This window comes from Yersinia sp. Marseille-Q5920 (genome assembly GCF_946902935.1).
In the GTDB taxonomy this organism is placed as follows: domain Bacteria; phylum Pseudomonadota; class Gammaproteobacteria; order Enterobacterales; family Enterobacteriaceae; genus Yersinia; species Yersinia rochesterensis.
Window position 1 is genome coordinate 302,677 of record NZ_CAMPQA010000004.1, and the last position, 24,979, is coordinate 327,655.

Below are 24,979 nucleotides of genomic sequence, written 5' to 3' on the forward strand. Positions count from 1 at the left end.
GCTGGATGAAATAACCCTTGCCCTAATTTGGGCAGGGGTTGTTATTGGGCTATGAACTCAAAGTCATTAACCAGACTCCTTACTCAGTAAAATAGGATAACCCAGATGCTGGATGGATATTCCAAACTGATATTTGAAGGTGCGCTGGTGACGCTGGAGTTGGCACTGTGTTCAGTGCTGCTGTCAGTGATTATCGGCTTAATAGGTGCCGGTGGGAAATTATCGTCAAATCGCCTTTTATCAGGCTTATTTGAGTGTTACACCACGCTGATCCGCGGTGTACCTGATTTAGTTTTAATGCTGCTGATTTTCTACGGATTGCAGATACTCCTAAATAGCATTACTGAATCTCTCGGTTTCGAACAAATTAATATTGACCCTCTTTCAGCTGGGATTATCACCCTTGGTTTTATCTACGGAGCTTATTTCACTGAAACTTTCCGTGGCGCTTATATGGCGGTTCCGGCTGGTCAAATTGAAGCAGCAAGAGCATTTGGTTTATCCTCTAGCCAGATTTTCCGCAGAATTATGTTCCCTGCCATGATGCGCTACGCACTACCAGGTATCGGTAATAACTGGCAAGTGATCCTTAAGGCGACGGCATTGGTCTCTATTTTAGGGCTGAATGATGTGGTCAAAGCTACACAGTTAGCAGGAAAAGGTACTTATCAGCCGTTCTTCTTCGCATTGGTGGCTGGTGTGGTTTATCTGATTTTTACCACCATCTCGAATGGTGTTTTACTGTGGTTGGAACGGCGCTATTCCCACGGAGTGAAGAGGGCCGAACTATGATAGAAATCCTACATCAATATTGGCAAGCCCTGCTTTGGAGTGATGGCTATCGATTTACCGGCATGGCCGTTACCCTGTGGCTATTAATTAGCTCTGTCGTGATGGGTGGGTTACTGGCAATTCCGTTGGCAGTAGCTCGGGTAGCCGAGCGGCGCTGGATTCGCTTACCGGTATGGATCTTTACTTATATTTTTCGTGGTACGCCATTATATGTGCAATTACTGATATTTTATTCTGGAATGTACAGCTTAGAGATAGTCCGAGGTAACGATCTACTTAATGCCTTTTTTCGCAGCGGGCTGAATTGCACTATTTTGGCACTAACACTCAATACCTGTGCTTATACCACGGAGATCTTCGCGGGCGCGATTCGTTCGGTGCCACATGGCGAAATAGAGGCTGCCAGAGCCTATGGTTTCTCACGCTTTAAAATGTATCGCTGTATTATTTTACCTTCCGCACTGCGTATTGCTTTACCAGCCTACAGTAATGAAGTTATTTTAATGCTGCATTCTACCGCGTTGGCTTTTACCGCCACGGTGCCAGATATACTGAAAATAGCGCGTGATATTAACGCTGCGACATATCAGCCGTTTTATGCTTTTGGTATTGCTGCCGTACTTTATCTGATTATCTCCTTTACGCTAATTAGCCTGTTCCGCCAAGCAGAGAAACGTTGGCTGGCACATATAAAACCTCAGGCATCGCATTAAGTACGGAGAAACTTATGACTGACACATTAAAAACTATGACTGACACACTAAAACCTAAAATAGCTGAAACTAAACTGTCTGTGACCGAATTGCATAAGCATTATGGGGAACATGAGGTGTTAAAAGGCGTTTCACTCTCAGCCAAAGCGGGGGACGTTATTTCTATTATTGGTTCGTCCGGATCGGGGAAAAGTACCTTTTTACGTTGTATCAACTTCCTGGAAAAACCCAGCGAAGGGTCGATCAGTGTCAATAATCAAGATATTCGACTGGTGCGCGATAAAGACGGACAACTAAAAGTTTTTGATAAGAAAGAGCTACAATTACTTCGCACGCGTCTGACGATGGTATTCCAGCATTTCAATTTATGGAGCCATATGACGGTGTTGGAAAATGTGATGGAAGCCCCTGTTCAAGTATTAGGGTTAAGTAAATCAGTGGCTAAAGAGCGAGCGATTCGCTATTTGGATAAAGTCGGGATTGATGAGCGTGCGCGTGCTAAATATCCGGTACATCTTTCTGGAGGCCAGCAGCAACGTGTTTCCATTGCCCGGGCATTGGCGATGGAGCCTGATGTACTCTTATTTGATGAGCCAACCTCCGCATTAGATCCTGAATTGGTTGGTGAGGTTTTGCGAATTATGCAAAAACTGGCAGAAGAGGGGAAAACCATGGTGGTGGTGACCCATGAAATGGAGTTTGCCCGTCACGTTTCCAGCCATGTTATCTTCCTGCACAAAGGTGTCATTGAAGAAGAAGGCCCGCCAGCCGAGCTTTTTGGTAACCCTAAAAGCCCTCGTTTGCAGCAATTCCTTTCTGGTGCATTGAAGTAAATAAGGGTTGGGCGGGATAGTTATTTTATCTATCCCGCGTTAATTCAATTAGGCGATTGGTTTATTCAGGACATTACGCAGGGCTTCTTCTAACTCAAAATAGCGGAAAGCAAAACCGGCTTCTTCTAAGCGCTTAGGTATCGCCCGCTGCCCACCTAATACCAAAGCTGCAGATTCTCCTAGTAACAAGCGAATAGCTGCCGCAGGGGTGCGAATAACCGCTGGGCGGTCTAGCACTTCAGCCAAAGTGGCAATAAATTGTTCATTATGTACCGGATAAGGGGAAACCATATTGAATGGGCCGTTAAGTCCATTGGTCGTCAGTAAATAATAAATACCATGAACCATGTCATCAATATGTATCCATGGCAGATATTGACGACCATCACCGATCGGGCCTCCTAGACCAAGGCGTAATAGCGGCACCATTTTTGCTAACGCGCCGCCATGGGGGGCCAACACAATACCGGTACGCAGCAGGCAAACCCTTGTGTGACTGCTTTCAGCTGCCCGAGCAAGGTTTTCCCAACGTTCACATAACATATGGGTAAATTCATTCTGCGGTGTTTCATCTTCGGTGACCACCGCTTGCCCCTGATCGCCATAAAATCCGACCGCAGATCCTGAAATAAACACGGCTGGCGGCTGACTGCTAGCCTTAATTAATGTCGTCAGTTTTTCGGTTATCTGCCAACGGCTTTGACACAAAACCTCTTTCTGTTGTGGTGTCCAACGTTTTTCAGCAATAGGCTCGCCCGCGAGATTAATGACGGCATCAAAATCATTAAGGTCATGTTGGTCATTTAACGTTGACCAACAGGTGACTTGTGAGCCAAGCACTTTATTTGCTCGTTGAGGATCACGGGTTAGTGCTGTTATTTGATGAGCTTGCGACAAAAGGAATGTGGTCAGACTGCGCCCGATGAGCCCTGTAGCTCCAGTGATTAAAATACGCATAGCCAATCTCCGTTTTATACCCTTCTTACTTGATACCTACCTGCAATTCCAAATTCTTTGGGGATAGCGGCAGTCTGGTTTCTTTTCAGCATAGGTTATCTCGCACTCTTCTCCTACGACACTGAGCACACCCTGAGTGAAATTTTTAACAAAATAAAAAAATAACTAAATAAATTCCCCAATCGAACCGATTAATATAGTTATTACCCAGTTAGTTGTCGAGCCATCGGCGTTATGTGCCTTATGGTTTCTGACCGCTAACAATGGTTATAAGGCATTTCGGTGACTTTAAGGCTGAATTCGCGATTTTCTGCTAGAGTCAATATACTCATCGGAATGAAAAAGAGGCCATTAGCCTCTGTCGTTTTGTCATGTTGGATAGTTTTATAAATAAAATTTGAGTATTTCATAAAAATTGACAGTGGCTTATAAATCCTCCGGCTGAGGTCAGGCTGCTGCCTTATTATTGTCCCTACACTTTTCAGGTGCGCATGAAGCTAAACATTGAAGTTAATTGTTCTTATGTATGTGAACCTATATATAAACAAGACGGTAGCTTATTAGCCGTCGAGCTATTAAGCCGATTTTCAGCCAAATCGGTAGATTTGCCCATTGATGTTGAAAATTTTATTAATAAATTAGATATCAATGGAAAGACCGACTTATTCCAGGATCAATTATGTGCTGTGAGAGCCTATAGCGAGTGGTTTATCACGCATAATGTCCTGCTTTCAATTAATATCGATTTTGACTTAGCGAGTGTTATTGTTACTGATGAGCCAACTCGCCGAATGCTTGATGAACTGCCTTTCCTACGACTGGAAATTATGGAGACATTCTCCAATTTATCCGATGGAATGAATAACCCACTGTTACGCGATTTGGCTGAGCGATATCCACTATGGCTAGATGACCTAGGTAGCGGAGGGTGTACCTTAAATGCAGTGACTGCTAATATTTTCGAATATGTGAAAATTGATAAGCATTTCTTCTGGCAGCACAATAAGCACACTTTCCCGATATTGATCAATAATATTAAGAAATATTGTCTCGGGGTGATTGTGGTTGGCGTAGAAAATGAGGATGAGTCGGAGCAACTCAAAGGCAGTAATATTGATGCAATGCAAGGGTACTTATTCAATCAGTTGACGCTGGATGAGTTGGTATCGCAGCCTTCTCTATAACGATTTCCCCCCATTTAATCCCGTACAACGCTGACAGTATTTTTTCATGTCGGCATTGTTTTTTACAATAACTGCTTTTTACGATAAAAGTTTTTTACGATAAAATTTTCTTATGGTGGATAGTGGCTTTTCTCGGATTAATCTGACTGATTGGATGATAGAATGAAGTCTTATTGAGTTCTCATTATGTATCTCGGTGGCCGGTGCCACTTGATTTACTGAGAGTAGACCTAAGAGAAGACGATATCATGAAGTTAATGTTTGCTTCTGATCTGCATGGGTCGCTATCGGCCACTGAAAAAGTTCTGGAGATATTTGACCGCAGTGGCGCGCAATGGCTGGTGTTATTGGGTGATTTACTCAACCATGGGCCACGGAATGCGTTACCGACGGGTTATCAACCCGCTGCGGTCGCAGAATGTCTTAATCCCTATAAAAACAAGATTATTGCTGTACGCGGTAATTGCGACAGTGAAGTCGATCAAATGTTATTGCAATTCCCTATTATGGCCAGCTGGCAGCAGATTATAATGCCAGAAACACGTTTATTTTTGACTCATGGCCACCTTTATCATCCGGGCGCGCTTCCTCCGTTGCGTAAAGGGGATGTCTTAGTCTATGGTCATACTCATCTACCACAGGCGGAATGGCAAGATGACGTCATATGCTTTAATCCCGGCTCAGTTAGTATCCCGAAAGGGGGATATCCGGCGAGTTATGGCATGCTTGATGAGGGGGTTTTACAGGTTCTGACCCTACAAAATGATGAGCCAGTCATCCAGTTGGCACTAAAAACCATATAATATAATGAGTTGAAAACTCTTTGTTAACAATTGCGCGCGTATAATCGCGCCCAGATAGAAGGTTTCAGAGGATGGTGGAGCAAAATCCAGCAGCAGTCATCGAGTGGGTTGATATTGTTGATGAGCAAAATGAAGTTATTGCTCAATCCAGTCGTCAACAAATGAGAGCTCAACGACTACGCCATCGTGCTACCTATATTGTGGTGCACGACGGAATGGGAAAAATACTGGTACAACGCCGTACTGAGAGCAAAGATTTTTATCCCGGAAAACTGGACGCGACGGCCGGTGGCGTGGTGCAAAGTGGTGAAAACTACCTTGAATCTGCTCGGCGCGAGGCGGAAGAAGAGTTAGGTATTGCAGGAGTGCCCTTCGCTGAGCATGGCCAGTTCTACTTTGAAGAAGAGCACTGCCGCGTATGGGGGGCCTTGTTTAGCTGTGTTTCTCATGGCCCATTTGCATTGCAGGCTGAAGAAATAGATGAAGTCCGTTGGATGCAGCCAGAAGAAATCACTGCACGCTGCGACGAATTCACACCGGACTCTCTGAAAGCCTTATCTCTGTGGCTAACCCGTAATAATGAACAAGATTACGGTAAAATAACACCGCGCGAAGATTAATTCCTATCAGCCATAAAAAAGCCCCTTTTCAGGGGCTTTTTACGTTTATCTCACTGATTATCGAGCAACTATTAGCGAACAATAATACCCAACAAGATACCCAGCGCACCAAAGTCTGCATCACTGAACGTGGTGTTGGCGAACCCGATATCACCTAATACTGGCAGCAGGAATACTGGCAGGAAGGTAATTAACAAGCCTTGAGCAAAGGCACCGAGAATAGCACCACGACGCCCGCCTGTAGCATTACCAAACACCCCTGCGGCAGCGCCGACGAAGAAGTGAGGTACAACACCGGGAATAATCACGGTCATGTTCATCAAATACAGGGCGAACATACCGATAAGGCCAGCGGCAAAGCTGCTCAGGAAGCCAACCAATACCGCATTTGGCGCGTAAGGGAACACTACCGGGCAATCCAGTGCTGGTTTAGCATTAGGCACTAATTTGTCGGAAATCCCTTTGAAGGCCGGTACGATTTCAGCAATAACCATACGCACACCTTGCAAGATGATATATACACCTGCGGCGAAAGTAATGGATTGCATCAGTGAGAACATGAACCAGTTTTTACCGCCACTCAGGCTTTTCACCACTTCCGGCCCAGCGAACAGACAGGTTACGATGAAAATGATACACATGGTAAAGGAGATAGCGACCGGAGTATCGCGCAAGAACAGCAGACTTTTCGGCACATTCATGTCTTCAGTCGAATGTTCTTTATTACCAAACTTACTGCCGATAAAACCCGCTAATACATAAGACAGGGTAGAGAAGTGGCCAATTGCCACATCATCTGAACCGGTGACTTTTTTCATGTAAGGGTGGGCAATAGCTGGGAAGAACACCATCGCAACCCCAACGACCAGGGAGCCGATCACAATCAGAGTCACACCACTAATGCCAGCAGTCGCCAGAATCACTGCCACCATCATCGACATAAACAACGTGTGGTGACCGGTCAGGAAGATAAATTTCCACGGCGTAAAGCGGGCAATCAGAATATTGATAACCATAGCGAAGAACATAATCATCGCCATTTCTTTACCGAAACTCTTTTGCGCCACAGACACAATGGCTTCATTATTCGGCACCACGCCCTGAATACCGAATGCATGTTGGAATATGTTGGCGAAATCACCCAGAGATGAAACCACCAAGCCCGCACCCGCACCTAAAATCACAAAACCCATAATGGTTTTTACGGTGCCTTTAATGCACTCCGTTACCGGTTTTTTCTGTGCAATTAGGCCGATTAAGGCAATCAAACCGACCAATATGGCCGGTTCGGAAAGCACATCACTCATTAAGAAACGAAAGAAATCCATGCCAGCCCCCGCTTACAAAGCGCCTAATTCGGTTAATGCTACAGACAAACGCTCTTTCATGGCTTTTTTGTCGATCATATTATCCAGCGCTACGATTTTGCCGCCCACGGCTTGAGCCACTAATTGTTCGGCAATATCTTTGGTACCGATGAAAATGTCACTGGGTGTCCCTTTGGCGGAACCCAAATCGACATGATCAACTTCTGCCGTGACCGCCAATTCTTTCAGAATATTTTTGATGCTGATTTCCATCATCAGGCTAGTGCCTAAACCGTTACCGCAAACCACTGTAATTTTCATTTTATTTCCCCTTAAAATTATTATCCGAACTCAATGCTGAAATTAATAACGTGCAATAACGGACAAAATATCCTGCTGCGTTTTGGCATTAAGTAAGGCTTGTACATCGTTATCGTTATCGAACAACTGAGCGAGTTGAGAAATAGCCTCAATGTGGCTAGTGCTGTCTGTCGCCGCTAACACTATGAGCAGTTTTACCGGATCGTTACCTTCAGCATTGAAAGTGACGCCCTCGGTGATGACGGTTAAGGCCAAAGAAAGTTTATTCACACCTTCCTCTGGGCGGGCATGTGGCATGGCAATTCCTGGCCCGACCACGTAATAAGGGCCAATGGCCTCATGGGAGCGATAAATTGCCTCGACATAACGGGCTTCAATGGATCCATTATCAATCAAAGGTTGGCATGAAATTGCGATGGCATCGCGCCAATCTTTTGCCTGGCTGATCACCTGAATGACGTCTGGCGTTAACAGTGTTTTTAACATGATATTTATGACTCCCGATGACTGTTAACGTGAGAGTAGATATTTATCATCGTCATTAATGTGATGAATATCTCATTTGATAGCGCTACCTGATAGCGCTATCAAAATTTGTGATAGCGCTATCATTTGTCACACCAAGGGCTTTGGCTATCTCCAAATAAGCCATATACAATGCAATGTATTGTCGAGGGCCAGTGTGGGACGGTTTTACTCAGGCAAGAATTTTAATCAGGCAGGAAATCAGCATGGAAAAAACGCGCAAGCGCCGTAATACCGGGCGGGTCACTCTATCGGATGTGGCGAATTACGCCGGGGTAGGGTCGATGACTGTTTCCAGAGCGCTGCGAACGCCGGAGCAGGTTTCAGATAAATTACGTGAAAAAATAGAACAAGCGGTTGAAACTCTTGGCTATATCCCTAACCGTACTGCTGGGGCATTGGCATCCGGTCACAGTGATACTGTCGCCGTTTTAATTCCGTCATTAACGGACAAAGCCAGTTCCCGATTTATGCAGGCGCTGCAACAGATTCTGAATAAAAATGAGTTCCAACTATTGTTGGGTTGTCACGAATATAACCAGCGCAAAGAAGCTGAAATTCTGATGACCTTGCTGCAAAGTAACCCAGCGGCGGTGGTGATATTTGGCTCACAGCTGGCAGATAAAACCTATCAATTACTTGAGCGCGCACATATCCCCACCGTTAACGTCGTTGGTTCCTATTTTAAAGGGGCCAAAATTACTCTTGAAGCGGCTTTTTTTGAGTCGGCCTATGAATTAAGCCAGCATTTATTGGGGCGTGGCTACCATAATATTGGTTTTATCGGCGCTCATATGGATAACCGTCTGCAACGCCAGCAATTGAATGGTTGGCACAGGGCGATGTTGGAGCATTATAAAAATGCAGATCAGACGGTCACTACGCCAGAAACGGCCAGTTTGCAGTTTGGCCGCTATGCTTTGACCGAAATACTCCAACGTCAGCCAGAACTGGATGCGGTGATATGCAGCCATGAAGATATTGCGCTCGGCGTATTATTTGAATGCCAGCGGCGGCTTTTGAAAATACCAAGTGGTATTGCGGTGGCGTGTTTGGATGGCTCTGACAGCTGTGATCAAACTTATCCGACTCTGACTTCAATGCGTATTGATTACAAGAAAATGGGGAAAGATGCCGGTAAGATGTTGATTGATATGCTGGATAATGACGAAAATGGTGAGGCACAAGAGCCTGTAAGTCAAAGTTTTAGCTATAAATTTGAACCGCGGCAAAGTACCTAAAAAGCTAACCTAACATTTTAGCACCCAACAAAAACGCCAGCACAAGGCTGGCGTTTACTTTGAGCAACTTAACCCGAAGATTAAGACGCGCTCGCGTCAGCCTGAGCTGATTGAATAGCCGTCAGAGCCACGGTATAGACAATATCGTCTACCAGCGCACCACGAGACAAGTCGTTAACTGGCTTACGCATGCCTTGCAGCATCGGCCCGATAGAAATCAGGTCGGCAGAACGTTGTACCGCTTTATAGGTGGTGTTACCGGTGTTCAGGTCTGGGAAGATGAACACTGTCGCTTTACCTGCAACCGGTGAGTTCGGCGCTTTGGATTTAGCCACATCAGCCATGATTGCCGCGTCATACTGCAACGGGCCATCGATGATCAGATCTGGGCGTTTTTCCTGTGCCAGACGGGTTGCTTCGCGAACTTTTTCTACATCGCTACCTGCACCAGAGTTACCGGTGGAGTAAGAGATCATCGCCACACGCGGTTCGATACCGAATGCTGCTGCGGAATCAGCAGACTGGATAGCAATTTCTGACAATTGCTCAGCTGTTGGATCTGGGTTAATCGCGCAGTCACCGTAAACCAGAACCTGGTCAGGCAGCAGCATGAAGAACACAGAAGACACTAATGAGCTGCCCGGTGCGGTTTTGATCAACTGTAATGGTGGGCGGATAGTGTTCGCAGTGGTATGAACAGCACCAGACACCAGACCATCAACTTCGCCTTTCTCCAGCATCAAGGTGCCGAGAACCACATTGTCTTCCAGTTGTTCGCGAGCGACCACTTCGGTCATGCCCTTGCTCTTACGCAGTTCCACCAGGCGGGGAACATACTGCTCACGTACAGCAACCGGATCGATGATTTCAACGCCTTTACCCAGCTCAACACCTTGAGCCGCCGCAACGCGTTGAATCTCTTCTGGATTACCCAGCAGCACACAAGTTGCGATACCGCGTTCAGCACAAATAGATGCGGCTTTCACCGTGCGTGGCTCATCACCTTCTGGCAGCACGATACGTTTGCCCGCTTTACGAGCCAACTCGGTCAGTTCATAACGGAATGCTGGTGGAGACAGGCGACGTGAACGCTCAGACGTGGCGCTCAGAGAATCAATCCACTCGCTGCTGATATGGCTGGCGACGTAGTTTTGCAGTTTCTCAACACGCTCATGGTCATCTGCCGGAACTTCCAGATTGAAGCTTTGCAAGCTCAGGGAAGTCTGCCAAGTGTTGGTATCAACCATAAATACTGGCAAGCCAGTTTGGAAGGCACGTTCACACAGGCTATTGATGCGCTCATCAATAGCATAACCACCGGTCAACAGGATGGCACCGATTTCAACGCCATTCATGGCAGCCAGACAAGCAGAAACCAACACATCTGGGCGATCTGCGGAAGTCACCAACAGAGAGCCTGGACGGAAATGTTCCAGCATGTGCGGGATGCTACGGGCACAGAATGTCACCGATTTAACGCGGCGAGTTCTGATGTCACCTTCGTTAATAATACGTGCATTCAAGTGTTTACACATATCAATTGCACGGGTCGCAATCAGCTCGAAGCTCCATGGCACGCAACCCAGAACCGGCAGTGGGCTGTTGGCAAACAGCTGTTTTGGATCGATATTGGCGACACTGGCCTTGGTAGAGTCATCAAAAATTTCTGACAGATCAGGGCGGGTACGGCCTTGCTCATCAACTGGCGCATTCAGTTTGTTGATGATAACGCCGGTGATGTTTTTGTTTTTGCTGCCACCAAAACTGGAGCGAGCCAGTTCGATACGCTCTTTCAATTGGTCTGGTGAATCATTACCCAGCGCAATCACAAACACGATTTCCGCGTTCAGCGTTTTGGCGATTTCATAGTTTAGCGCATTAGCAAACTGATGTTTACGCGTTGGTACTAAACCTTCCACCAGAACCACTTCGGCATCTTTAGTGTTTTCGTGGTAACGGGCAACAATCTCTTCCATCAACACGTCTTGCTGGTTAGAACTCAGCAAGGTTTCCACATGGTTCATATTCAGCGGCTCAGCAGCAGTAATGCTGGAGTTCGCACGAATAATAGTGGTGGTTTGGTCAGGTGCATCGTTACCAGCACGTGGCTGCGCGATTGGCTTGAATACGCTCAGGCGCACACCTTTTTGCTCCATGGAGCGGATGACGCCCAAGCTGACGCTGGTTAAACCAACGCTGGTGCCGGTAGGGATCAACATTATTGTACGGGACACGGCTAAACCTCTTTACGGTTATGCCCTTCGTCCTTGAAGCCGCAGGGTTGTTGGCTACGCTCATGCACCCGAATCACTGACCTGAGTCAGCTCATCGGGATTTATTCGCTTGCCGCCTACCTGCAACTCCAATGACTTTGGGGACATCCTTCGTCCTTGAAGCCGCAGGGTTGTTGGCTACACTCATGCACCCGAATCACTGACCTGAATTAGCTCATCGGGATTTATTCGCTTGCCGCCTACCTGCAACTCCAATGACTTTGGGTATATGTCAAAAATTCTTATGCGGTCAGACGGGCAGCGTCTTGTGCGATGACCAGCTCTTCGTTGGTCGGGATAACCAGAGCCAGGCGGCTGCCATCTTTGGTGATGGTGCCGGACTTGCCAAAGCGTGCTGCCAGGTTGCGTTCGTGGTCAATTTCAAAGCCCAGCAGGCCCAGTTTGTCCAAAGTCAATTCGCGCACCATAGCTGCGTTTTCACCGATACCGCCAGTGAATACAACGGCATCCAAACGACCATCCATCAGCGCAGTGTAAGCACCGATATATTTTGCCAGGCGGTGGCAGAATACATCCATTGCACGTTTGGCATCTGCTTTGGTGTCATAGTTGTCTTCAACATAACGGCAGTCACTGGTGACTTCAGTCAGACCCAACAGGCCAGATTCTTTGGTCAACAATTTGCTGATCTGTTCCATGCTCATGCCCATGGCATCATATAGATGGAAAATGATTGCTGGATCGATATCACCACTGCGGGTACCCATGACCAGACCTTCTAGTGGCGTCAGGCCCATAGAAGTATCAACACATTTACCGTTACGAACCGCAGTGACGGAGCCGCCGTTGCCCAAATGGCAAGTGATGACGTTCAGTTCTTCCAGTGGTTTGTTCAGGGTTTTTGCTGCTTCCTGGCTCACGTAGAAGTGGCTAGTGCCGTGTGCGCCATAGCGACGGATACCGTTTTCTTTGTATAAGCTGTACGGCAGGGCGTAGAGATAAGACTCTTCCGGCATAGTCTGGTGGAAGGCAGTGTCAAAGACTGCAACATTTTTATCAGCCAGATTTGGGAAGGATTTCAATGCTTCAGCAATACCGATCAGGTGCGCTGGGTTATGCAGAGGTGCAAACGGGATGGAATCTTTGATACCCTGAATAACTTCTTCGGTAACGATAGCTGATGCAGTGAATTTCTCGCCACCATGTACAATTCGGTGACCGATAGCAGTCAACTGAGCAGAAAGCTCTGGTTTTTGTGCCAGAATAGTATTAACAATGAAATTCAGTGCTTCGCTGTGTGCTGCACCAGCACCCAATGCTGCTTCCTGTTTGCCACCATCAAGTTTCCATTTGATGCGGGCTTCCGGCAGATGGAAGCATTCGGCTAAACCAGAGAGGTGTTCTTCACCGTTGGTCGCGTCGATGATAGCAAACTTCAGGGAAGAGCTACCGCAGTTAAGAACCAGTACTAGCTTACTCGACATGGAAGTACCTATTAATAGTCGTGTCCGGCGCTTGTTTTTACATGACCGATACAAATATTGTATCAAGAGTACAAAAACAGCGAAAAACACATGGTTAATAAAACGTCAATCTGTCCAAAAGCGTAGCGCATATTGGCGTCGACATTAATGATTAACATCATGCGATAGTGAAAAAGGCATGATGATGGAAAAATCGCGCTTTAAATGTTAACGCCTGGTGGTAAAAACTTGCGCGGTTTAACAAAATTGATTTAAACGCTGTAAAAGGTTGACATATTTTGCGTCATCTTCTAGCGGCCAAAAGGCCGAGCTAGGATACCGATAGCGCCGCCTAAAAACAAAATATATTTAACAGACTAATTTTTAGTTTGTGGATTACAAAAAAATTTTAATCTTTGCTTGTGAAGTTGAGGTGAGCCATGACAACAAAACCTTCTGATTCCGTAAGTTGGTTTCAGGTACTCCAACGCGGTCAGCACTATATGAAGACCTGGCCGGCTGACAAACGTCTGGCACCGGTATTTCCGGAGAATCGCGTGTCGACGGCGACCCGTTTTGGTATCCGTTTTATGCCGCCGCTGGCTATTTTTACGCTAACCTGGCAGATAGCGCTGGGCGGGCAATTAGGGCCAGCCATCGCCACGGCATTATTCGCCTGCGGTTTGCCTCTGCAAGGATTATGGTGGTTAGGTAAACGTGCTATTACGCCGTTACCGCCAACATTATTGCAGTGGTTCCACGAAGTGCGGAACAAGCTGGCTGAAGCTGGGCAAGCCGTTGCGCCGATTGAACAAACGCCGACTTATCAATCTCTGGCGGACGTGCTTAAACGCGCTTTTAAGCAGTTGGATAAAACGTTTCTTGATGATTTGTAAAACGAATGACGGGTTATTGTCTTTTATGATGTGTCGCGCGGCATTGTCAGGGAACTGACATTATCAGGAAAAATAGAGACTGGGGCTTTATTGGCTGCCGGGTTTTTTTTTATGCCTCGGATCAACAGCAACGCAAAATCCCTTGTCAAATCAAAGTATGACCTAACTCTGTATGCGATGATTTCCTCATTATTTATGTCTTAGGAGTTTAGTGATGGATATGACAAATGCCCAACGGCTGATTCTGTCGAATCAGTACAAAATGATGACCATGCTGGACCCAGAAAACGCTGAACGCTATCGCCGTCAGCAAACGATTGTCGAACGTGGCTTTGGTTTGCAGATGCGTGAACTGGACCGCGACTTTGGTGAGATGAGCGAAGAGACTTGCCGTACTATCATTAATATCATGGAGATGCATCACGCCCTGCAAGTCTCTTGGGGTAACCTGAAAGGCCAACAAGATTTAGATGAACGCCGCATTGCGTTCCTTGGTTTTGATGCTGCTACCGAATCCCGTTACCTGAGTTATGTGCGCTTTATGGTTAATACCGAAGGCCGCTATACCCATTTTGATTCAGGAACACATGGTTTTAATTCCCAAACGCCAATGTGGGACAAATACCAACGTATGCTGGCTATTTGGCAATCATGCCCGCGCCAATATCATTTGAGTGCCGTTGAGATTTCGCAAATTATTAATGCCTAAAATTATTAATGACTGATAGCGCGCAATGATCGCGACATAGGTTTACTGCCGAGGATGTGCTTGTGGAGTGTAAAGGTTTTCTTTTTGATTTAGACGGGACTCTGGTTGATTCATTGCCTGCTGTTGAAAGAGCCTGGATTGGCTGGGCGCAAAGTCGCGGTATTGACCCTGTGGAAGTGCTAGGTTTTATCCATGGTAAACAAGCAATTACCTCTCTTCGTCATTTTATGCCAGGTGCAAGTGATGCTGAACTTAAAGCCGAGTTTCTGGCATTAGAACAGGTTGAAGCCCAGGACACCGATGGTGTGACCGCGCTACCGGGAGCGGTGTCGCTGCTGGAGCGGCTTAATAGCCTATCGATTCCGTGGGCTATCGTCACTTCCGGCTCGGTGCCGGTTGCTTCTGCTCGCCGTGCTGCGGGCCACTTGCCGGAGCCAGAAGTCTTTGTGACGGCAGAACAAGTGAAACATGGCAAACCTATGCCTGACGCGTACTTGCTTGGTGCCGAACGTTTGGGGCTGGCACCAGCGGATTGTATCGTGGTGGAAGATGCTCCTGCGGGGATTCTGTCAGGGCTGGCTGCGGGTTGTCAGGTCATTGCTGTAAATGCACCAGCGGACACACCTAAACTGGATCAAGTCGATTTAGTCCTCAGTTCACTTGAGCACATTGATGTTGAAAAAACAGTGAATGGTGCAGTTGTCCGCCTGAAAGAGTGAGCATAGCAACAAAATAGCCAAACTTAGGGCGCCTGATGGCGCTCTTTTTACTGTTTAGCATGACCTGAGGGGGGCTGTGCGGGGAGCAATCGGCTTTCTAGCTTGTATAAATTCAATGGTTTAACTTGAATAATCCTACCTCGAGGCTGCGTGTAGCCGGCAGAGTTCAAAACATCATTCAGGCCCGAAACAACCAGGGCGAAGATCGAATCACAGTGTTGGCTCACGGGCATCAGCAACTCGGCCCACAGGGTGTTTTCTAGTTAATTAGTCTGATAATTGACCTCAGCCTGGTGTTTTGAATCCCGGGTAATGTAAAACAAAATCCGTTGATGAAGATAACGTGCTAATAATGCTTTCGAGGTGAGGTTAGGCGCTGCGGGCAAATAATCAGTGCGAAGATATTGTGTGCTAATTGAATTTGCTTCGGCCTCTTCATAGGTTTACGCAGGTTATAGCGATTGATCGCCATGGAAAAACTGAAACCAATAATCAGGCATAATAAGGTTAGTGTCGCCCCCCCTGAATGACGTTGAAACTTTCGCGAGCATCGTCGTCCAAATCTCGGTCACGTCGACATAGTTCGAACACCACAATAGTACAAATGACAGTAGAAAAAGTATTATTAGATGATCTGTAATATTATCCATTAAGCCCTCCTGCCAGCACTTTTTCCGCCTGCAGTTTAGCATTGAGCTTATTAGTTTAGTTAGTGAGCTAAACCCTGCTAGCCTCAAGTATAGATAGTCAATTATTTCCGATTCCTCTATTGCCCAAAAGATGACGAGATGTTGAGCAGTAATATTTTTCAGAAAAATATAATTAATAGCATTATGGGATGGTAAGCGTATAAATTTGCAGTCATTATTGATCTCAAACAGCGGTCACCCTTGAATTTAATGCTTTACTGCCATATGCCCTTCAAACTGGATATGCGTTGGCTGCTTTCCAGCAGCTCGAATGACTTTGGGTATAGTCGGACATTTTCTTTCACTTTTTGCCAATGAGGCCATTTTGAACAGCGAACTATTGTGGGTGTTGACGCTACTTCTGATAGCTATTGTGCTGTTTACCACCAATAAACTGCGGATGGATGTCGTGGCGCTATTGGTGATTATTGCCTTTGTGATGAGCGGCACGCTGTCGTTGGGTGAGGCCACCAGCGGGTTCAGTGACCCTAATGTGATCTTGATCGCGGCATTGTTTGTGATTGGGGAGGGGTTGGTCAGAACTGGAGTTGCTTATCAAGTGGGCGATTGGTTGGTGAAAGTTGCCGGTCACAGTGAAACTAAAATGTTGGCATTGCTCATGGTGACCGTCGCCGGTTTGGGGGCCTTTATGAGCTCAACCGGGGTGGTGGCGATTTTTATCCCGGTGGTACTGAGTGTTGCTAACCGGATGAAGATTTCGCCGGGGCGATTAATGATGCCGCTGAGTTTTGCCGGGCTGATCAGTGGCATGATGACTCTGGTCGCGACCCCGCCAAACATGGTGGTTAACAGTGAGTTACTGCGCGAGGGCATCAAAGGCTTTGGTTTCTTTGGTGTCACGCCGATCGGCCTTATTATTCTACTGATGGGGGTCGGCTACATGTTAGTCGCCCGCCACTGGCTGGGTGGGAAACAGGAAAACTCAGAAAAAGAACAGCAGTGGAAACGCCGCACTTTCCGCGATCTTATTCGTGATTATAAACTCACCGGCCGTGCCCGCCGTTTGGCCATCCGCCACGATTCCCCTTTAATTGGCCGTTCTCTTGATGAGCTGCATCTTCGCGCCCGCTATGGTGCCAATGTCGTCGGGATTGAGCGCTGGAAACGTTTTCGGCGGGTTATGGTCAGTGCGACCGGCTCGTCTGAACTGCGCGAAAATGATGTTTTGCTGATTGATATGTCAGATTGCGATATGGATTTACGCGAATTTTGCACCGAGCAGATGTTAGAGCCAATGGTGCTGCGTGGCGAATATTTTTCAGAACAGGCGCGTAACGTCGGAATGGCTGAAGTTTCTCTTATTCCCGATTCCGCCCTGCTGGGAAAAAGCTTACGCGAAGTGACCTTTCGTACCCGTTATGGTTTGAATGTGGTGGGTATCCGCCGCAACGGTAAGACATTGGAAGGTAAACTGGTTGATGACAAATTGCAGTTTGGCGACATCTTATTGGTGATCGGCGACTGGAAACTTATCCGCCAATTGCAGCAAAAAACGCGTGATTTTATTGTACTGAATCTACCGGCTGAAGTTGACGAAGTCGCGCCAGCTATCTCACAAGCGCCCCATGCTTTGTTCTGTCTGGCGCTGATGGTGGCGATGATGCTGACCGACGAAGTGCCGAATGTGATTGCGGCGCTGGTGGCGTGTTTGTTGATGGGGCAGTTCCGGTGTATTGATATGGAAAGTGCTTACCGCTCAATCCATTGGCCGAGTTTGATTCTGATTATCGGTATGATGCCCTTTGCGCAGGCACTACAAAAAACCGGCGGGGTAGATTTGATTGTTCGCGGGCTGATGGATGTTGCTGGTGGCATGGGGCCAAGGGTAATGTTGTTGTGCTTATTTGTGCTGTGCGCCACTATCGGGCTATTTATCTCTAATACGGCGACGGCGGTGTTGATGGCACCGATTGCCATCGCCGCCGCTCGTGAGATGTCGCTTTCCCCGTATCCATTCGCGATGATTATCGGTATTGCTGCATCAGCGGCCTTTATGACGCCGGTTTCATCGCCGGTGAATACCTTGGTATTAGGCCCCGGCGGCTATAAATTTGGTGATTTTATCCGAATCGGGGTGCCGTTCACTGTATTGGTGATGATCGTGAGTGTAATGGTGGTGCCAGTGCTGTTTCCATTCTGATTGGGATGCTACAGGGTAAGAGTTGTGTTTAGTTCGGTTGATATGAGATTGGTGCTCACCTTGCCCCTTGGTGCCTCAACCGCCAAAGGGGTCACAAGCGCGTGACGCCTAAAACGGGCGTCCTGCCCGTTTTCCTTGCCTATAATCTTCATTCAGCAGCTCAAATGTGCTTTTAAAAATTGACTTCAATCCAGTGAATCGAGGCTGATTTCATCCAGTGACAGGCTAAAGCTGGGGACGAAGACTTCCATAAAGTAATCCATTTCCGGGCTTTGGCGCATGGCGAGAGTTTTCTCTAACCGCGCTTTAGCTTGAATAAACTCATTATTACCGGCGGATAATTCTTCTAAACATTTTAGATAAGCACATAGCGCATCAGCTTGTTTAACCAACGCTTTTTCTTCTTCACTATAATAATGCTCATCCAGCAGACAGCGAAAATCGTGCTGTAACTCTTCTGGCAGCATTTCAATCAGTTTTTGCTGAGCGACTTTTTCTATCTTCTTGTATTCATGGGCAATCTGAGGATTGTAATACTTGATAGGGGTGGGTAAATCGCCGGTTATCACTTCACTGGCATCGTGATACATCGCCAGCAGCGCGATACGGTCAGCATTGAGATTGCCATTAAATTTTCGGTTCTTAATGATAGCCAGTGCATGAGCGACAAAGGCCACCTGCAAACTGTGCTCAGAAACGTTTTCAGTGCGAACATTGCGCATCAGTGGCCAGCGATTAATCAGCTTCAAACGGGATAGGTGGGCAAAAAAGTGGCTCATGTTAATCTCAGTTTTCTGTCGGCAACTATAGGATGCCGAGATGGCTCAGTGGCGACATTATATACCCATCGTGCTTGAAGTTGCAGTGGAGTGGTTGCGCACATCTAAACCCATTGACTGATTGTTGAATTTCACTTTCTGACCATCTTGCCGGTAATACAAGTTAATTGCCCTGTAATATATAACTGATGATTCCTATAAGTTACTCTTATAAATATTCATTTCTACGGATGTAATTAAAATAATATGACCTTTTATATTATTGATCCCAGATTTATTTTTGAAAAATTATTAAATAGACTTGAATAGGTGTTAACTATAGAGCGATTATGATTTCTTTAGTCACATGAGCGACTAAATATCAACATAAACCCTCTAAGCGGAGCCATCAGTACATCATGTACACCCCATGATTCCACGGGTTTAGTACAAAAGTCAGGTTGTTGTGCCTGGTACATATCAGCATGCCCAGTGATAGGAGCCGTTATAAGGATGGCCGAGAGCAATAAACTACATAGAGATATCGATTTTATATAAGTCATAATATTCACCTTGTCTATATTCTATATGCATGATGTTCATGGTATGCATGGTATGCATGGTAAATTTGGTGTGTTGTGTCCTGTATTCTAAATATAGAATACATAGAGATTTTATCGATACTATTCAAGTCTATTAAACTCATTTATTGAATGAGTTTAACTAGTGTAGATGAGTTATTTAACTATTCTACACTCAATGTTGGGTATATTCCAAGATGATATAAAGTGAATATTTAGCTAGATAAAAATATTTATGACAAATAATATTTTGGTTAAGTCTCAATATTATTTGTCATTATCTCACTATTTATACAAGCAATTATTGGTGATAGTTTTCCAGGAAGCGCCCCAGTTTACCAACGGCCATCTCCAACTCATCCACGCGCGGTAAGGTCACAATTCGCACATGGTCGGGATACGGCCAGTTAAAGGCACTGCCTTGCACCAACAAGACTTTTTCCTGCAACAGCAGGTCCAATACCAATTTCTGATCGTCTTTCAGATTGAATTTTTTCTGATCAATGCGCGGGAACATATACAGTGCGCCCTGGGGTTTTACGCAGGAAACTCCGGGGATCTGGTTGATGAGTTCCCAGGCGCGGTCGCGTTGTTCATATAAACGCCCACCCGGTTGTATAAATTCACTGATGCTTTGATAGCCTCCCAGTGCTGTTTGGATGGCATGCTGCATTGGCACGTTGGCGCACAAGCGCATGGATGCCAGCATTTCCAAACCTTCAATGTAACCTTTGGCATGCTTCTTCGGCCCATTCAATACCATCCAGCCCTGACGGAAACCGGCAACGCGATAAGTTTTGGACAAACCATTGAAGGTCACCGTCAGTAAATCAGGTGCCAATGCGGCAATCGAATGATGCTGAGCTTCATCGTATAAAATCTTATCGTAGATTTCATCGGCAAAAATAATCAGGTCATTCTGGCGGGCGATTTCGACAATTTCCAGCAACAGCTCTTTGCTGTAGACCGCGCCTGTGGGGTTATTTGGGTTGATAATCACTATCCCGCGAGTACGGGGGGTGATTTTACTGCGGATATCATCTAAATCAGGGAACCAGCCTGATTCTTCATCACACATATAATGCACAGCTTTGCCGCTTGAAAGCGACACTGCCGCCGTCCATAACGGATAGTCCGGGGCGGGTACCAGCATTTCATCGCCAAGGTTCAACAATGCTTGCATGGATTGCACGATTAGCTCAGAAACGCCATTCCCAATGTAGATATCCTCCACTGTTAGGTCGCGCATATTGCGAGCCTGATAGTGCTGCATAATGGCTTTGCGCGCCGAATATAGGCCTTTGGAGTCGCAATAGCCCTGTGCAGTCGGCAAATTACGGATCACATCCACCAGAATTTCATCTGGTGCATCGAAACCAAACGGGGCAGGGTTGCCGATATTCAGTTTCAGAACCTTGTTACCTTCTTCTTCAAGACGCTTAGCTTCTTTTAGCACTGGGCCACGAATGTCGTAACAGACGTTGTCTAGTTTGCTGGATTTCTCAATGGGGGACATAAAAAATTGAGCCTTTTGCTGGTAAAAGCGTGTCCTCGCGTAGAACACGGCAAGGTGTTCAATGTACTCCGACGCCGTTGATTTTTGAAGCTCTATACTCGTCATACTACAAACTGAATGTGTACTGGCTACTCTCATTACTCACCCGTTCATGGGTCTCGTCTCGTTGAGGTCGCTGCGAACAGCGTTCAATTCTGCTCCAGGCAGGTTTGTAACCCGAATTATTGACTGGCGTCAACTCAGCGGGATTTGTTCGTTTACCGCTTTCCTACAACTCGAGTTATTTAGAGTTTATATACATCGTTAATGCAAGTGGCTTCCAGGTGAAAAGTGCCGGGGTATGGCGGATGTTTTTTGTCGTCAAACCTGTCTGGTGATGTTTGATTGATGAGTTTGCCTGAAGTTTTTTCTGACAGAGTTTGGCGTCTGCGGGTATCAGCAAAAAATAGTTATCAATAAAATAAGGTCCGTTTTTTTATTGTATGAAGACAGACGGATATGGAAAATATTGGCATCCAATCACGTTGAGTTTTAATGGTTAGGATCTGAATTCAACAGTTTATATCATCATACATATATAGTGGGGCGCAGAAAGCCAGATTTGTAAATAGGAAAACTATTAAGAATGTCTAATGTTATCCTTGTAGTGGCTTATCGATTGTTAAATGTTAATGTTTGAAATTACTAAATTAAATAAAAAAATCAGCCAAGAAAATATTGATGTTTTTAATATTTTATGGAGGGTAAATCTGGATGATTTATTTAAAGTGGGGTTTTTCCGCTTTATAAATGTTTCAAAAAATCAGAGTTTCTAAAGGAAAAAATCTTCATTTATCGAAGATTTAGCGAATTTTTATGATCATATCCACAAACAAATACAGAGTTTCGCCAATAGTTTTTTTAAAAAGAGATAGCGGTAACGAAATATAAGTAAATTTTTTGCCCTACTCTAATGAGTGGGGTACTGTCATACTTAGCGTTGTTCCTTATTGATGGCGCTAATACTTAAACACCAGGGTAGTTTGTAATTAGAATTCAAAAAAGTGAAGAATACACTATGACAAATGCAAATCGTCCGATAATTAATCTCGACCTCGATCTGCTTAGAACCTTTGTAGCTGTTGCTGACTTGAATACTTTTGCCTCTGCTGCGGCAGCGGTTTGTCGAACTCAATCAGCAGTTAGCCAACAAATGCAACGGTTAGAACAGTTGGTTGGTAAGGAGTTATTTGCCCGTCACGGGCGTAACAAATTACTCACTGAACATGGTCTCCAGTTACTTGGCTATGCTAGAAAAATATTACGTTTCAACGATGAAGCTTGTACGTCGCTGATGTATAGCAATGTAGAAGGGTCACTTATTATCGGCGCATCTGATGATACTGCCGATACACTGTTGCCTTTCCTGCTAAATCGAGTGGCGACGCTCTATCCTCGACTGGCTATCGATGTGCGGGTAAAACGTAGCCCACTCATTGCTGACATGCTGAGTCATGGCGAAGTTGACCTGGCTATTACCACCGCTAAGGTCGACAACCACCCTCATGTGATTTTAAGAACATCACCGACGCTTTGGTATTGTTCTGCCGATTATCAGTTCCAGCCCGGCGAATCAGTACCTTTAGTCGTTATGGATGAGCCAAGCCCATTCCGTGATATGGCAATAGAGTATTTGACCAGAGCCGGTATAGCATGGCGTATTGCCTATGTTGCCTCTTCACTTTCTGCCATCCGTGCAGCAGTGAGAGCAGGGCTGGGTGTGACCGCCAGACCGATAGAGATGATGAGTCCTGATTTGCGCGTATTGGGTGAAATAGAAGGGCTACCTCGCCTGCCTGAAACCCATTATTCATTATGCAAAGTCAGTGGGAGCGGTAATGAATTGGCCTTGGCCATTTTCGACGCTATGCAGACTGGTCATCAACATGGTTTGCAGTCCGGTGTGGATTTAATGCTTAATTCTGATTATGTAATAGACGATCAAAATTAAGTTTCTGTTTACATAAATTATCATAAGCTCCTTATTTTAGGAGCTTTTTTTATTTTCATTTTTATGAAAACCCCTTTTTTATCACTTTAAGTTTAATTTCATGAGTAAAACGTCGTTTTATTTTACTTATAGAGGTTTTTCTGCCACGGACAACAGTCATAAGCCTTATTAAATTAGTGGTTAATATCGCTTTTTTTATTAAAAATGTATTTTTTAATAAAACACCGTTTCATTTATTTTAAATAAACAAATGAAACTTTTCGTGCCGAATATTTATGAAATAACACTCAAAACGTGTTCTGGATCAAAAAAATACCCCTAGCTAGTGAGTGGAAGAACCGGTTATTCCTGAGACAATGGTATAGTTATAACGAAACATCCACATTGGTTTATAGGTGTATGTTCTGACTTAACAAATTACTGACTCGATTTAGCTTACAGGTTCGCACCAATTGTTAAGTAAGATCGTGCGTTTGTAAATTAATCTGTAGTTACTTTTGTCAAAGTTGACAAAAGGTTACTGAAAGGAGTAAAAAGCCCACAGTAAAACACTGGCTAAACAGTTGTAAAGACAGTGTGTTTTGTGTGGTTTTTATCCTTCCCTTTGAATCGATGTGGTGCACTAACTGCCAACACAAGAGCAGGATGTTCGACGCCACTTTTGATGAGTAAGCAATGAGTATGTCAACAACCACTGAAGTTATCGCTCATCATTGGGCGTTTGCTGTATTCCTGATCGGCGCTATCGGGCTGTGCGGTTTGATGCTGCTAGGTGCGTTCTTTCTGGGCGGGAGAGCTCGGGCCCGCGCCAAAAACGTCCCTTACGAGTCGGGTATTGATTCAGTAGGCTCCGCGCGCATGCGCCTGTCTGCTAAATTTTACCTGGTCGCGATGTTCTTTGTTATTTTCGATGTTGAAGCCTTGTATCTGTATGCGTGGTCAATCTCTATCCGAGAGAGTGGCTGGATAGGCTTTATCGAAGCAACCATTTTCATTTTGGTGCTCTTGGCTGGTTTGGTTTATCTGGTGCGTATTGGCGCTCTAGATTGGACTCCTACGCGTTCTAACCGCCGCGTGAGCAAACCGAGCATAGTCAGATACGCCAGCAGTCATCCGCAAGATATACCCAAAGAGATTGATGTTGCAGGTCGGCAGCAAGCGAGCGAACCCCGATAAGCTTACCTAGGTAAACTTATCGGGTGAGGGCGCACAGCTAACCACCCTGTGGCTTCAAGTACAAAAGGTATAGTGGTCAATAAATACAGCGAGGCATTAACATGGACTATACGCTCACCCGCATAGACCCTAACGGTGAGAATGACCGTTACCCCCTGCAAACTCAGGAAACCGTCAGCGGCGATCCTCTCGAGCAACATGTCCACCGTAGTGTTTACATGGGTAAACTTGAGCATGCCATGCATGACATGGTGAACTGGGGGCGTAAGAACTCTCTTTGGCCGTATAACTTCGGTCTTTCCTGTTGTTATGTCGAGATGGTGACCTCGTTCACTGCCGTACATGACGTGGCACGTTTCGGTGCCGAAGTATTGCGTGCCTCCCCGCGCCAGGCCGATTTCATGGTCGTGGCCGGTACCTGCTTTACTAAAATGGCCCCAGTTATTCAGCGTTTGTATGAACAAATGCTAGAACCAAAATGGGTCATTTCCATGGGCGCCTGTGCCAACTCCGGCGGCATGTACGATATCTATTCTGTAGTACAAGGTGTGGATAAATTCCTGCCAGTAGATGTGTACATCCCTGGCTGTCCACCGCGCCCAGAAGCCTATATGCAAGCATTGTTGTTGCTACAGGAATCTATCGGTAAAGAGCGCCGTCCTCTCTCTTGGGTTGTGGGTGATCAAGGTGTTTATCGCGCCAATATGCAGCCAGAAAGAGAACGTAAGCATGCTGAACGAATTGCAGTAACTAACCTGCGTACACCTGACGAAATCTAATATTGCCTTTAG

The 24,979-nt window shown here is 45.8% G+C and carries 22 protein-coding genes; 14 read left to right on the top strand and 8 right to left on the bottom strand.

All coding sequences use genetic code 11. From position 1 onward, the window contains the following. Positions 1-105: 105 nt before the first annotated feature. From OVO64_RS08210 to hisP, 3 genes are read left to right on the top strand one after another with little or no spacing between them, the layout of a single operon-like run. A complete protein-coding gene (locus tag OVO64_RS08210) occupies positions 106-792 on the top strand; it encodes a histidine ABC transporter permease HisQ (protein ID WP_038631778.1) in 687 nt (228 codons plus the stop codon). Next, positions 789-1,505: an ABC transporter permease gene (locus tag OVO64_RS08215; protein WP_032820323.1), complete on the top strand. Its 717-nt coding sequence runs from the start codon at positions 789-791 to the stop codon at positions 1,503-1,505. Before OVO64_RS08210 ends, OVO64_RS08215 begins: the two co-directional genes overlap by 4 nt. Before the next feature lie 35 nt (positions 1,506-1,540). Beyond that, positions 1,541-2,338 (top strand): histidine ABC transporter ATP-binding protein HisP, encoded by a 798-nt coding sequence (gene hisP, locus OVO64_RS08220; protein WP_120011634.1) that lies wholly within the window; start codon positions 1,541-1,543, stop codon positions 2,336-2,338. 48 nt (positions 2,339-2,386) lie between these two features. Here the strand turns inward: hisP and OVO64_RS08225 are convergent, their stop codons facing one another. Further along, positions 2,387-3,295, bottom strand: a complete 909-nt coding sequence (locus tag OVO64_RS08225; RefSeq protein ID WP_038631779.1) for a TIGR01777 family oxidoreductase — start codon at positions 3,293-3,295, stop codon at positions 2,387-2,389. Between the two features lie 491 nt (positions 3,296-3,786). Between OVO64_RS08225 and OVO64_RS08230 the strand changes: the two genes are divergently transcribed. The 3 genes from OVO64_RS08230 (at position 3,787) to yfcD (ending at position 5,902) form a co-directional block, all read left to right on the top strand. Next, positions 3,787-4,479: an EAL domain-containing protein gene (locus tag OVO64_RS08230; RefSeq protein WP_038631783.1), complete on the top strand. Its 693-nt coding sequence runs from the start codon at positions 3,787-3,789 to the stop codon at positions 4,477-4,479. Between the two features lie 248 nt (positions 4,480-4,727). Next, positions 4,728-5,282 carry a phosphodiesterase gene (gene yfcE / locus OVO64_RS08235; protein WP_038631786.1) on the top strand — a complete coding sequence of 185 codons (555 nt, stop codon included), beginning with the start codon at positions 4,728-4,730 and terminating at the stop codon, positions 5,280-5,282. A 71-nt stretch (positions 5,283-5,353) separates the two neighbouring features. Beyond that, positions 5,354-5,902: an NUDIX hydrolase YfcD gene (gene yfcD / locus OVO64_RS08240; RefSeq protein ID WP_038631788.1), complete on the top strand. Its 549-nt coding sequence runs from the start codon at positions 5,354-5,356 to the stop codon at positions 5,900-5,902. Between the two features lie 71 nt (positions 5,903-5,973). Here the strand turns inward: yfcD and OVO64_RS08245 are convergent, their stop codons facing one another. The 3 genes from OVO64_RS08245 to OVO64_RS08255 are packed head-to-tail and all read right to left on the bottom strand — an operon-like array spanning position 5,974 to position 8,016. After that, positions 5,974-7,230: a PTS ascorbate transporter subunit IIC gene (locus tag OVO64_RS08245; RefSeq protein ID WP_038631791.1), complete on the bottom strand. Its 1,257-nt coding sequence runs from the start codon at positions 7,228-7,230 to the stop codon at positions 5,974-5,976. 12 nt (positions 7,231-7,242) lie between these two features. Further along, the gene (locus OVO64_RS08250; protein ID WP_004391630.1) at positions 7,243-7,530 is read right to left on the bottom strand and encodes a PTS sugar transporter subunit IIB; all 288 of its coding nucleotides are present in this window, start codon (positions 7,528-7,530) and stop codon (positions 7,243-7,245) included. 42 nt (positions 7,531-7,572) lie between these two features. Then, entirely contained in the window at positions 7,573-8,016 is a 444-nt protein-coding gene (locus OVO64_RS08255; RefSeq protein ID WP_038631793.1) for a PTS sugar transporter subunit IIA, read from the bottom strand. A 245-nt stretch (positions 8,017-8,261) separates the two neighbouring features. Here OVO64_RS08255 and OVO64_RS08260 point away from each other — a divergent pair, with 245 nt between their 5' ends. Further along, positions 8,262-9,296, top strand: a complete 1,035-nt coding sequence (locus OVO64_RS08260) for a LacI family DNA-binding transcriptional regulator (protein ID WP_038631796.1) — start codon at positions 8,262-8,264, stop codon at positions 9,294-9,296. 80 nt (positions 9,297-9,376) lie between these two features. Here OVO64_RS08260 and pta read toward each other — a convergent pair whose 3' ends face one another. Together pta and ackA are read right to left on the bottom strand one after the other, a co-directional pair. Continuing rightward, entirely contained in the window at positions 9,377-11,515 is a 2,139-nt protein-coding gene (pta, locus tag OVO64_RS08265) for a phosphate acetyltransferase (RefSeq protein ID WP_038631798.1), read from the bottom strand. Positions 11,516-11,811: 296 nt separating this feature from the next. Further along, positions 11,812-13,014, bottom strand: coding sequence for an acetate kinase (ackA, locus tag OVO64_RS08270; protein WP_038631801.1), 1,203 nt, complete (start codon positions 13,012-13,014; stop codon positions 11,812-11,814). Positions 13,015-13,433: 419 nt separating this feature from the next. On the opposite strand from ackA, the gene yfbV reads away from it, so the two are divergent. The 4 genes from yfbV (at position 13,434) to OVO64_RS08295 (ending at position 18,167) form a co-directional block, all read left to right on the top strand. After that, positions 13,434-13,889 carry a terminus macrodomain insulation protein YfbV gene (gene yfbV, locus OVO64_RS08275; protein WP_038631803.1) on the top strand — a complete coding sequence of 152 codons (456 nt, stop codon included), beginning with the start codon at positions 13,434-13,436 and terminating at the stop codon, positions 13,887-13,889. Between the two features lie 214 nt (positions 13,890-14,103). Beyond that, complete coding sequence (locus OVO64_RS08280; RefSeq protein ID WP_038631805.1) at positions 14,104-14,598, top strand: YfbU family protein; 495 nt, start codon at positions 14,104-14,106, stop codon at positions 14,596-14,598. Positions 14,599-14,660: 62 nt separating this feature from the next. Continuing rightward, on the top strand, positions 14,661-15,317 hold the full coding sequence (locus tag OVO64_RS08285) for a sugar phosphatase (RefSeq protein WP_038631807.1): 657 nt from the start codon (positions 14,661-14,663) through the stop codon (positions 15,315-15,317). A 1,014-nt stretch (positions 15,318-16,331) separates the two neighbouring features. Next, positions 16,332-18,167, top strand: coding sequence for an SLC13 family permease (locus tag OVO64_RS08295; RefSeq protein ID WP_038639414.1), 1,836 nt, complete (start codon positions 16,332-16,334; stop codon positions 18,165-18,167). Between the two features lie 185 nt (positions 18,168-18,352). On the opposite strand, the gene yfbR is transcribed toward OVO64_RS08295, so the two are convergent. Both yfbR and OVO64_RS08305 read right to left on the bottom strand, forming a co-directional pair. Then, on the bottom strand, positions 18,353-18,946 hold the full coding sequence (yfbR, locus tag OVO64_RS08300; protein WP_038631811.1) for a 5'-deoxynucleotidase: 594 nt from the start codon (positions 18,944-18,946) through the stop codon (positions 18,353-18,355). Positions 18,947-19,807: 861 nt separating this feature from the next. Further along, on the bottom strand, positions 19,808-21,022 hold the full coding sequence (locus OVO64_RS08305; RefSeq protein WP_038631813.1) for a pyridoxal phosphate-dependent aminotransferase: 1,215 nt from the start codon (positions 21,020-21,022) through the stop codon (positions 19,808-19,810). A 1,057-nt stretch (positions 21,023-22,079) separates the two neighbouring features. On the opposite strand from OVO64_RS08305, the gene rovM reads away from it, so the two are divergent. The 3 genes from rovM (at position 22,080) to OVO64_RS08320 (ending at position 24,967) form a co-directional block, all read left to right on the top strand. After that, on the top strand, positions 22,080-23,012 hold the full coding sequence (gene rovM / locus OVO64_RS08310; RefSeq protein WP_038631815.1) for a virulence transcriptional regulator RovM: 933 nt from the start codon (positions 22,080-22,082) through the stop codon (positions 23,010-23,012). 675 nt (positions 23,013-23,687) lie between these two features. After that, on the top strand, positions 23,688-24,188 hold the full coding sequence (gene nuoA / locus OVO64_RS08315) for an NADH-quinone oxidoreductase subunit NuoA (protein WP_038631817.1): 501 nt from the start codon (positions 23,688-23,690) through the stop codon (positions 24,186-24,188). A 101-nt stretch (positions 24,189-24,289) separates the two neighbouring features. Beyond that, on the top strand, positions 24,290-24,967 hold the full coding sequence (locus OVO64_RS08320; protein WP_038631819.1) for a NuoB/complex I 20 kDa subunit family protein: 678 nt from the start codon (positions 24,290-24,292) through the stop codon (positions 24,965-24,967). Positions 24,968-24,979 lie beyond the last annotated feature (12 nt).